At 27.3% G+C, this 6708-nt stretch carries 6 protein-coding genes, 1 other RNA gene and 1 pseudogene; 7 read left to right on the top strand and 1 reads right to left on the bottom strand.

Annotated features, from left to right (window positions below):
* Nucleotides 1-210: 210 nt before the first annotated feature.
* Together BST80_RS03295 and BST80_RS03290 are read left to right on the top strand one after the other, a co-directional pair.
* Nucleotides 211-495, top strand: a complete 285-nt coding sequence (locus BST80_RS03295; protein ID WP_114565281.1) for an HU family DNA-binding protein — start codon at nucleotides 211-213, stop codon at nucleotides 493-495.
* A 23-nt stretch (nucleotides 496-518) separates the two neighbouring features.
* Entirely contained in the window at nucleotides 519-1079 is a 561-nt protein-coding gene (locus tag BST80_RS03290; protein WP_415745957.1) for a DnaD family protein, read from the top strand.
* Here BST80_RS03290 and BST80_RS03285 read toward each other — a convergent pair.
* Nucleotides 1054-1563: a Holliday junction resolvase RecU gene (locus tag BST80_RS03285; protein ID WP_415745956.1), complete on the bottom strand. Its 510-nt coding sequence runs from the start codon at nucleotides 1561-1563 to the stop codon at nucleotides 1054-1056. The two genes, BST80_RS03290 and BST80_RS03285, sit on opposite strands and share 26 nt — an antisense overlap.
* A gap of 79 nt (nucleotides 1564-1642) precedes the next feature.
* Between BST80_RS03285 and BST80_RS03280 the strand changes: the two genes are divergently transcribed.
* From BST80_RS03280 to BST80_RS03260, 5 genes and pseudogenes are all read left to right on the top strand, one after another.
* Nucleotides 1643-1969 (top strand): DivIVA domain-containing protein, encoded by a 327-nt coding sequence (locus tag BST80_RS03280; protein ID WP_415745955.1) that lies wholly within the window; start codon nucleotides 1643-1645, stop codon nucleotides 1967-1969.
* A gap of 59 nt (nucleotides 1970-2028) precedes the next feature.
* Nucleotides 2029-2394: RNase P RNA component class B (gene rnpB, locus BST80_RS03275), an RNA gene on the top strand.
* A gap of 145 nt (nucleotides 2395-2539) precedes the next feature.
* Nucleotides 2540-3466, top strand: coding sequence for a hypothetical protein (locus BST80_RS03270; RefSeq protein ID WP_415745954.1), 927 nt, complete (start codon nucleotides 2540-2542; stop codon nucleotides 3464-3466).
* Between the two features lie 104 nt (nucleotides 3467-3570).
* Nucleotides 3571-5478 carry an ABC transporter ATP-binding protein gene (locus BST80_RS03265; protein WP_415745953.1) on the top strand — a complete coding sequence of 636 codons (1908 nt, stop codon included), beginning with the start codon at nucleotides 3571-3573 and terminating at the stop codon, nucleotides 5476-5478.
* A 192-nt stretch (nucleotides 5479-5670) separates the two neighbouring features.
* Nucleotides 5671-6615, top strand: a pseudogene (locus tag BST80_RS03260) (alpha/beta fold hydrolase).
* The last annotated feature ends 93 nt before the right edge of the window (nucleotides 6616-6708 follow it).

The following is a 6708-nucleotide window of genomic DNA, read 5'->3' as shown; positions in this document are numbered from 1 at the left end:
ATTTTAAATATATTTTATAGGAATTTTAAAATAACTAGGTTATGCAAGAAGTCTAATATTGTAGCATTGATTATTTTAAAAAATGCTTTATCAAAGCAGAAAACTTTATTAAAATAATGTTTTTGTTTAAAAAGGTATACATTTTTATAAAAATTGGGTAAGATAATATAAACCTAAATTTATACAAGGTTTATTAGAAGAGGTGTAATTATGTCAAAAAAAGAACTAGCAGCACAAATTGCAGAAAAATTTACTGATGTGTTATCAAAAACACACGCAGAAGAAATTACAAATTTTGTTTTTGATCATATTAAAAATGCTTTAGTTGCTGGAAAAGAAGTTTCAATTGCAGGATTTGGGAAATTTGCTGTAACTGAAAGAGCAGCAAGAGATGGAAGAAATCCATCAACAGGAGAAACAATTAAAATCCCAGCTTCTAAATCAGCTAAATTTAAAGCAGGTAAACAATTAAAAACTGATTTAAACAATAATTAACAATTAGGAAAGATTTAATTGTTATGTTAAATAGTTTATTTAACAAAGGAAGTATTAATAAGTGACGTTTTTTGTTAAGTCATTATAAATTAATAAATTTGTCAGAAAAACAGTTAGTATTAATCATGTTGATTATGAACTGTTCTTCTTCTGATAAAAAGTTTATTACGCCATTAGAAATTGAAAATCATTCTAATTTTAGTGAGGCTCAAGCAAAAAAGATGTTAGATCATTTGAAACAAGCTGGTTTTATTGATATTAAAATGAAAAAAGGTGTTTTAGAAATGGATTTATCCCCAATTTTTAATAAGATCATTATTGCAATTGAAAACCTAGAATTAAATGTTGAAAAAAAGATTTTATTTGAACAAGTAAATCAAATTTTACAGTATCCTTTAAATGAACACGAAAAAGCAACTTTAAATACTTATTTAGAAAATAAAATTTCTGATTTTCAATTAACCCTAATTATTAATAATCATCAAAATGCAAAACTAACTTTTAAAGAATTACTGAAGTTTATTGATAATTATCTTAAAAATAAACCAAAATCATTAACTAAATATAATTGATTAATTGATTAACAATTGGTTCGAAATCAAGAAAATTAGGAAAAACTAAAAAAAGTTCATGGCCATTTTCAATAAAATATGAAAGTGGTATTTGTTTTGTTGGCATTAATTTTATTCACTCTATTAATTTTTGATATGATAAAATAAAATAACGATCATAATAATGAAAGTAAATAATAATAAAACTAATGCCATGATGATTATTAACTGATGCTAATTGTTGTAATTGATGGGTCTTAAGATTGTTTAAATTAAATTTTTGTTGAGTACTTTCTTTTGCTTCAAATTCAATATAATAACCTTGATAAAGTTCATAATAATCACATCCAGTTTTTGTTTTAAAATAACTTTTTGTGATTAAATGCTGTTGTTTTTCAAGCGGGGTAATATTTACTGGTCGTTTAAAAAAAAGACCAGTATTATTATCAAAATATTTTTGAATAGTATAATTAAGTAAAGATTCTAAAAACATGCCACGATTATTGGATAGATACATTTTTGTTTCCTCCTTCAATAATTAATTATAATTAATTATCAAAAAAGAAAGTTTGTTCCTTGCAAATGAGGTGTAAAAAATGAAAACAATTAAATTACGAGCAACGGATATTATTAATAAGGAATTCCAAGTTGATTATCAAGGCTATGATCCAAATGAAGTTGATACATTCTTAGATATGGTTGCGACAGATTATCGAGTTTTTGAAGGATTTACAAATGACTTTAATAAGGAAATCAAGTACTTGCGTCAACAATTAAATGATTTGCAAGATAAAAATGATGTTTTAAGAGCTCAGCTTGATGAAACAAAAGCTCAAAAAGCCCGCTTAGAAGAAGAAGGTTTTTCAAAAGCGGATTTAATAAAGCGTATTCATAACTTAGAAGGAAAAATAAATAACGATTAGATTTATTTAATTAATTTCTAAGATATAGTATTAAGATATAGTATAATATACATGAGTTATAACAGAACTAGTTGCTATTAACATCCTGTTAATAGAGGAAACTCCACGCTCGCACAATCTGTGATGATTGTAGTGTTTGTGCTAATTTAATTCATAAAATTAGGCATAAGGTTACTTATGACGGCTGAAAAAAATCCTACGTTATTATTTAATATGGAGTTTTTTCTATAAAAGTGCCACAGAAACGAGTTTTTAAAGAAATTTAAAAAATGGAACGGGTAAACCCCACAAGCGAGAAACCTAAATTTTGGTAAGGGAACTTCTTGTTTTGAAGCAGAAAAAACAAGGGGATCAATTTAATAATTGATAGATAAATAACTAGTATTTTATTTCAGAAAATAAAAAACAGAACGTGGGTTATGATGTTGTAACTTTACTAATAAAAATAGATATTAATCTATTTTTATTTTTGTTTAGGTAGTTATAATTTATTTTTATAAAACTAATAATTTAACTTGACTTTTTATAAAAATAAATTATAATTTTTATAAATAAGAAAGGAAAAAAGAAATGAAAAAAAATACTAACGATGTTTTAACAGTGCAAAATGATAAGATTTGAACGCGGATTAAAAAGTCAGTTTTTCATAAGGAATTATATAATCAGAGGTCAATTACGTTTAAAATTGCTGCTTCTGCGATTTTTTTAGCGATGGTCGTTGGATTAAGTTTATTAGAGGTTTTTAGTGTTCCAACTCCTTGGGGGGCAACATTTGGTTTACGATTTTTTGATACTTTAGTAATTATTTATTCAATTGCAATTGTTGGATTGGGATTTGCTTTATTAGAAGGAATTGCATTACCTTGAATTCATAATTTAATTGATGGGCATCATACTTGACTTGAAATGGCATTCTTTATGATTTCTAATATCTTAGTTGTGTTCGTAACTTGATTTGTTTACTATATTTTATTTAATGCTTGTCATAAAATTACTGTTCCAGAAAATGTTGCTGACCATACTATTCATGAATATCATTATGTTAAAAAAGTGCATGACCATCATCATAAAATTGTTAATATTAAATGAGGGAAAAAAATCTTGGCATTTACTATTATAGTGCCAGTATGTGCTTTAATTGAAACAATTTCATTTTTAATTGTTGCAAAGATTTTAATAAATATGGGTCATACTCATCCAGATGCTGACCATGCTCATGTTCTACACTATAGCTTGAAGATATTAGATCCGACAGGGAATATAATAAGTAATCCGATTGATTGGTCTAATCAAGTTACTGTTGCGCATGCTGGCCATGATCATGACCACGATAATAGTGGGATGGCATCTATTTTTGAGTCATGACAACATACTTTAATTTTTATCGGAATTTTCTTTGGAATTTTTACCGCTAAATATATTATAAACGCTACTTTATTTTTATTATTAGAACAACGAACAAGACAATTAGTTGATCGATATGGAATATATGTATAAAAACTTTTTTAAAATTTTAAAAAAGTTTTTATTTTTTTTTGATATAATACATTGATAAGAGAGCAAATATTAAGCTCGCATTTTTTAAGAAATGAGGTGAGGTTATGGGGAAAATTAAAGAATTAATTGATATTAATAAAATTGAAAAGAATTTAGATTACAATGAATTACATGAAAAAAATCAAGCTCGTAAACAAGAAACGCCATTAGAAATGATGAAACGAATCAAGGCACCTCGAATTGGTTTTTTTAAGTTAGTTGCAATTTATTACCGTCGTTATTTATTACGTTCATTTACAATTTTATTTGCATTAGTACTAAGTTCAACTTCAATTGTTATAATGACTTTTTTAATTAACCAATTAATGAGTGAAATTTTATTTGAATTTGGAGATGATCCAAGTTCAGTCACAACAGGCTTACGATGATATATATGATTAATTATCATTGGTGTTGATTTATTAATTGCCGTAATTACAACAAATATTCGTGAACGAGTAGGTGGAATGCTAGGGCGGAATATTGAAATTGATGTTCGTAATGCGGTATTAAATAATTTAGTTAATTTAAACATTGGTTATTATTCTGATAAAAAAATTGGAGAAACAATGACTAAATTAATTAATGATACACAAGTTATTGGGGATGAATCACAATTAACCCCAGCTAACTTAATTAGTATTCCAATTATATTTATTGGTAGTGCAATTTCATTATTAAATATTGATTGAAAATTAGCATTGATTTGTTTAGGATCAACAGCATTATTTATGGTTGCTGTCGCAGTAACTTTCCGTTCACAAGCATCAGAAACAGAAAATGTTCGTGCTAAAATTACAGATGTTAATGGAGATGTGACCGATCGAATTTCATCAATTGCGTTAATTAAAGCAACAGGGACAGAAGAATATGAACGTGTTCGTTTTGAACAAATTCATAAAGAATATTACCGTGTTAATCGTCGTTTAAATCGTATTCAAGCACGAATGACAACAATTATTATTTTATGTGCATTAAGTTTAACAGTGATTGTTGTTTTAGCAAGTATTATTTTATATGGTAATAAAGGAGCAGAACATACTAATCGTATTATGAAAATTTTGCCAGCCTTTATTATAGGGGTTAATACTTTGGCATTTCCAATTTGAACTTTAACTGGATTAGTTCCAGGATTAGCACGTGCAACAGCTTCAACAAAACGAATTATTCAATTAATTCGTGTTGATACAACCATTGATCCAAACCGTAATGCGCCTGAGATACAAGAAGTTAAAGGTGATATTATTTTAAAAGATATTGTTTTTGAATACCCTGAAAAACCAGGTGTTATTATTTTACCTAAAACAACAGTTACATTTGAAAAAGGAAAAAGTTATGCTTTCGTTGGAGAAACTGGAAGTGGTAAATCAACAATTTCAAAATTATTATTACGTTTCTATGATCCAACGAGTGGGGAAGTTATTGTTAATAACACTAATCTAAAAAAATTAAATTTAGCAAGTTATTTAACACATGTTGGTTATGTTGAACAAGAACCAAAAATTTTATTTGGGGATGTAATTTATAATGTTAAATATGGAATGTTTAATGCAACAGATGAAGAAGTAGTTGAAGCTTGTAAAAAAGCCAACCTGCATGATTTAGTAATGGGTTGAAAAGATGGTTATAATACTATTTTAGGAGAACGAGGGTTTATGTTATCAGGTGGACAAAAGCAACGCCTAGTTATTGCCCGAATGATTTTAAAGAACCCACAAATTTTAATCTTAGATGAAGCAACAAGTGCTTTAGATAATATTGTGGAAAAAGAAATTCAAGCTGAGTTAGAAAAAATTATGGTTGGTAAAACAACAATTTCAATTGCGCACCGATTAAGTACAATTAAAAATGTTGATCAAATTTTTGTCTTAGGAAAAGGGCAAGGAATTATTCAAAATGGTAAGTATGATGAGTTAATTGCAGTTGATGGTCCATTCCGTGACCTTCATCGTGCTGGTAATCAAGGCAAATAAAAAAGTGTTTATTTTAAACACTTTTTTATTTGCAAATCATAAATTTATTTATAATAGATTAGCTAATATTTTTAGAGTGAGGATTGAGTTATTCAAATGTTTATAGAAATTTATTGTATAATTTACTTATACATTAATTAGGAAGGATAATATTGTAAGAGTAAAAAACTATTTTTATGCTAAATTGAAAAGATGATGAAAATGAAATTTAGAGAATGGAAACATACCTTACGGGATGGTGTTGAATTACATATGTATGAATGGAAACCTGATAATGATAAAAACATTAAGGGGATTGTTCAACTAGTTCATGGTAGTGCAGAGCATGCTTTTCGTTATGATGATTTTGCTAAATTTTTAGTAGCAAATGATTATGTTGTCATTGCTGAAGATCATCGTGGGCATGGAAAAACAGCTCTGTCTTCCGAAGATCTTGGTTTCTTTGCCTAAGAAGAAGGGTGAGAAAAAATTATTGATGACTTATATGAAGTAACAACTTATATTAAAAAAAGTTATCCAAACCAACCAATTGTAATGTTTGGTCATTCAATGGGTTCTTTTATGGTACGTCATTATGCAATAAAATATGGCACAAATATTGCGGCATTAGTTATTTGTGGGACAGCACATTACTCAAAACGATTGTTAAAATTTTCAGTTATAATTGCTAAAATTGGGCAAAAAATGAAAGGACCAAAATCAAAGGATAATTTTATTTATAAATTTTCTTATGCGCCATTAAATGCTCGTTATAAAAAAGAAGGCAATTTAGGAACTGAATGATTATCAACAGATAAAACAGTTCAAGAAGCTTTTGCAACCGACCCATTAACAGGACAAGTTTTTTCAACAAGTGCTTTTAAAGATATGTTTACAAGATTGTTGTTTATTACAAATAAGAAAAATATTAAAAATACACCAGATAACTTGCCATTACTATTTATTGCAGGTGCTGATGATCCAGTTGGGAAATATGTAAAGATGGTTATGAAGACTGTTGATTTATATAAAAAGGTAGGAAAAAAAGTTAAAGTTAAATTATATCCAAATGCTCGTCATGAGATTTTGAATGAGCCAATTAAAAAGGAGATTTATCAAGATATTTTAAATTTTTATAATAAGAGTCTTTTTGTTTAAATAAAAGCACCTTATTTTTTTTAAAAACAAGAATTAGTGTGAGGTACCATATACATTTTAGACCAGTTAGTCTTTTAAAAATTTTAACACAGC

The organism is Spiroplasma sp. Moj (assembly GCF_016082285.1).
Classification (GTDB): domain Bacteria; phylum Bacillota_I; class Bacilli_A; order Mycoplasmatales; family Mycoplasmataceae; genus Spiroplasma; species Spiroplasma phoeniceum.
Note: the sequence above shows the minus strand (reverse complement) of the source record. Positions and strands in the feature narration are given on the sequence as shown.